We start from the raw sequence: 4126 nt of genomic DNA, 5'->3' as shown, positions 1-4126 counted from the left end.
GCCGCGCCGTGGCGGCGGCCGTGTTCGGCGACTCGACCAAGGTCAAGTACAGCCCGCTGACCGCCAAGGAGCGCTTCACCGCGCTGCAGTCCGGCGAGATCGACATCCTCTCGCGCAACACCACCTGGACCAGCTCCCGCGACAGCGCGATGGGCCTGAACTTCGTCGGCGTGACCTACTACGACGGCCAGGGCTTCCTGGTGAACAAGAAGCTCGGCGTTTCCAGCGCCAAGGAACTCGACGGCGCCACCGTGTGCATCCAGGCCGGCACCACCACCGAGCTCAACCTGTCGGACTACTTCCGCTCCAACAACCTCAAGTACACCCCCATCACCTACGACACCTCCGATGAGAGCGCCAAGTCCCTGGAATCCGGCCGTTGCGACGTGCTGACCTCCGACCAGTCGCAGCTCTACGCCCAGCGCATCAAGCTGGCCGCACCTGACGACTACGTGGTGCTGCCCGAAGTGATCTCCAAGGAACCCCTCGGCCCGGCCGTGCGCCAGGGCGACGAGGAGTGGTTCGACATCGCCCGCTGGACGCTCTTCGCGATGGTCAACGCCGAGGAACTGGGCATCAACTCGAAGAACGTCGAGGAGCAGGCCAAGAGCACCAAGAACCCGGACGTCGCGCGTCTGCTCGGCGCCGAGGGCGACTACGGCAAGGACCTCAAGCTGCCCAAGGACTGGGCCGTGCAGGTGGTCAAGCAGGTGGGTAACTACGGCGAGATCTTCGACCGCAACGTCGGCGACGGCAGCGAGCTGAAGATCAAGCGCGGCCTCAACGCCCAGTGGAACAAGGGTGGTCTGCAGTACGCACCGCCGGTGCGCTGACCCGACCCGTTCCGGCGCCCGGAGTGTGGGCGCCGGAGTGTTTCGAACGACGTGAAGCCTTCCGGGCGGTCTCGGGCGTAGCCCCCTGGTCGCCCGGCGGCCTTCCGAGAGGGCTTACATGCAGAATTCCATCAAGGCCCAGCGCCCGCGAGGGGTATCGCTCAACGATCCCGTCGTGCGCGGCTGGGCATTCCAGGTCATCGCCGTCATCTTCGTCGTGGCGGTCGGCTGGTTCCTCTTCGACAACACCCAGACCAATCTCGCCCATCGCGGCATCCAGTCCGGTTTCGGCTTCCTCGACCACAGCGCCGGCTTCGGCATCTCCCAGCACCTGATCGACTACAGCGAAAGCGACACCTACGGACGGGTGTTCCTGGTCGGCCTGCTGAACACCCTGCTGGTCACGGTGATCGGCATCGTCTTCGCCACCATCCTGGGCTTCATCCTGGGTGTGGCGCGGCTGTCGCCCAACTGGCTGATCCGCAAGCTGGCGACGCTGTACATCGAGACCTTCCGCAACATCCCGCCGCTGCTGCAGATCTTCTTCTGGTACTTCGCCGTGCTCGGCCCGCTGCCGAACCCGCGGCAGAGCATCAGCTTCGGCGACCTGTTCTTCGTCAACAACCGCGGCCTGCAGATGCCCGCGCCGATCGCCGCCGATGGCCTCGGCCCGTTCATCGTCGCGGTGGTCCTGGCCATCGTCGGCTGGGCGGTGATCTGGAAGTGGGCCAAGGCCCGCCGTCATGCCACCGGCAAGGCCTTCCCGGTTTTCCTCAGCGGCCTGGCGCTGCTGGTGCTGCTGCCGGGGCTGGTGTCGCTGGTGGCCGGCGCGCCTTTCCACTGGGACGTGCCGGTGCTGCAGGGCTTCAACTTCCGTGGCGGCTGGGTGGTGATTCCGGAGCTGGTGTCCATCGTGCTCGCGCTGTCGGTCTACACCGCCGCCTTCATCGGCGAGACGGTGCGCGCCGGCATCCAGGCGGTCAGCCACGGCCAGACCGAGGCCGCCGGCTCCCTGGGCCTGCGTCCGGGGCAGACGCTGCGCCTGGTGATCATCCCGCAGGCGCTGCGGGTGATCATTCCGCCGCTCACCAGCCAGTACCTGAACCTGGCGAAGAACTCCTCGCTGGCCGCCGCCATCGGCTACCCGGACATGGTCTCGCTGTTCGCCGGCACGGTGCTCAACCAGACCGGCCAGGCCATCGAGACCATGGCCATCACCATGAGCGTGTACCTGGCCATCAGCATCAGCATTTCGCTGCTGATGAACTGGTACAACAAGCACATCGCGCTGGTCGAGCGCTGATCGGTATAGAGAGCAGAAACTCATGACTACTCATACTTTCAAGCCCGACCTGCCGCCCCCCGCCATGAGCGTGGGCGTGCTCGCCTGGCTGCGCGCCAACCTGTTCTCCAGCTGGTTCAACACCCTGCTGACGCTGGTCGGCATCTACCTGGTCTGGTTGATCCTGCCGCCGCTGCTGGAATGGGCGATCATCAAGGCCGACTGGACCGGCAGCACCCGCGCCGACTGCTCCCGCGAGGGCGCCTGCTGGGTGTTCATCGGCTCGCGCTTCGGCCAGTTCATGTACGGCTTCTACCCCGAGGAACTGCGCTGGCGCGTGGACCTCACCGTGCTGTTCGTGGTGTTCGGCGCAGCGCCGCTGTTCCTCAAGCGCTTCGCCTACAAGGTGAAATACGGCCTGGGCTTCCTCGTGGCGCTGCCGATCCTGGCGTACTGGCTGCTGCACGGCGGCTTCCTCGGCCTGGAAAGCGTGCCGACCAGCGCCTGGGGCGGCCTGATGCTCACCGTGGTGATCGCCGCGGTCGGCATCTGCGGGGCGATGCCGCTGGGCATCCTGCTGGCGCTGGGGCGGCGTTCGAAGATGCCGGCGATCAAGGTCATCTGCGTCACCACCATCGAGTTCTGGCGCGGCGTGCCGTTGATCACCGTGCTGTTCATGTCATCGGTGATGCTGCCGCTGTTCCTCCCCGAGGGGATGAACCTGGACAAGCTGCTGCGGGCCATGGTGATGGTGGTGCTGTTCGAGGCCGCGTACATCGCCGAGGTCGTGCGCGGCGGCATGCAGGCCATCCCCAAAGGGCAGTACGAGGCCGCGGCCGCCATGGGCCTGGGCTACTGGCGGACCATGGGCCTGGTGATCCTGCCGCAGGCGCTCAAGCTGGTGATCCCCGGCATCGTCAACACCTTCATCGCGCTGTTCAAGGACACCAGCCTGGTGATCATCATCGGCCTGTTCGACTTCCTCAACAGCATCAAGCGCGCCACCGCGGACCCGGCCTGGCTGGGCATGGCCACCGAAGGCTATGTGTTCGCCGCGGTCGTCTACTGGATCTTCTGTTTCAGCATGTCCCGCTACTCCATGCACCTGGAGCACAAGCTGGACACCGGCCACAAGCGTTAGGAGTGAATCGTCATGTCTGAAGCCACCCAAAAGACCGCACAGCCGGCCATCGGCGATCACGTGATGATCACCATGAAGGGCGTGAACAAGTGGTACGGCCAGTTCCACGTGCTCAAGGACATCAACCTGGAGGTCAAGCAGGGCGAGCGCATCGTGCTCTGCGGGCCTTCCGGCTCGGGCAAGTCCACCACCATCCGCTGCATCAACCGCCTGGAGGAACACCAGCAGGGCAGTATCGTGGTCGACGGCACGGAGCTGACCAACGACCTCAAGCAGATCGAGGCGATCCGCAGCGAAGTCGGCATGGTGTTCCAGCACTTCAACCTGTTCCCGCACCTGACCGTGCTGCAGAACTGCATCCTGGCGCCGATGTGGGTGCGCAAGATGCCCAAGCGCCAGGCCGAGGAAGTCGCCATGCATTACCTGGAGCGCGTGCGCATCCCGGAGCAGGCCAACAAGTTTCCCGGCCAGCTCTCCGGCGGCCAGCAGCAGCGCGTGGCGATCGCCCGCGCGCTGTGCATGAAGCCCAAGATCATGCTGTTCGACGAACCCACCTCGGCGCTCGACCCGGAGATGGTCAAGGAGGTGCTCGACACCATGATCGGCCTGGCGCAGAGCGGCATGACCATGCTCTGCGTGACCCACGAGATGGGTTTTGCTCGCACCGTGGCGAACCGGGTGATCTTCATGGACAAGGGCGAGATCGTCGAGCAGGCGCCACCGGACCAGTTCTTCGACAACCCGCAGTCGGACCGCACCAAGCTGTTCCTCAGCCAGATCCTGCACTGACCGAGGCGTTTTGTAGGAGCGAGCTTGCTCGCGAACCGCCCGGCACCTGAGTCGCCGGGAACTTCGTTCGCGAGCAAGCTC

At 65.3% G+C, this 4126-nt stretch carries 4 protein-coding genes; all 4 read left to right on the top strand.

Annotated features, from left to right (window positions below):
* Window positions 1-833: amino acid ABC transporter substrate-binding protein (locus ACCC94_RS28210; protein WP_413352895.1), on the top strand; the 833-nt coding region annotated here is incomplete at its 5' end.
* Window positions 834-951: 118 nt separating this feature from the next.
* Window positions 952-2136: an amino acid ABC transporter permease gene (locus tag ACCC94_RS28205; protein ID WP_413352894.1), complete on the top strand. Its 1185-nt coding sequence runs from the start codon at window positions 952-954 to the stop codon at window positions 2134-2136.
* A gap of 22 nt (window positions 2137-2158) precedes the next feature.
* Entirely contained in the window at window positions 2159-3256 is a 1098-nt protein-coding gene (locus tag ACCC94_RS28200) for an amino acid ABC transporter permease (RefSeq protein ID WP_413352893.1), read from the top strand.
* 12 nt (window positions 3257-3268) lie between these two features.
* Window positions 3269-4045, top strand: coding sequence for an amino acid ABC transporter ATP-binding protein (locus ACCC94_RS28195; RefSeq protein ID WP_017522365.1), 777 nt, complete (start codon window positions 3269-3271; stop codon window positions 4043-4045).
* Window positions 4046-4126: the final 81 nt, after the last annotated feature.

It is taken from the genome of Pseudomonas sp. Pseusp97, from assembly GCF_047304025.1.
In the GTDB taxonomy this organism is placed as follows: domain Bacteria; phylum Pseudomonadota; class Gammaproteobacteria; order Pseudomonadales; family Pseudomonadaceae; genus Pseudomonas.
Note: the sequence above shows the minus strand (reverse complement) of the source record. Positions and strands in the feature narration are given on the sequence as shown.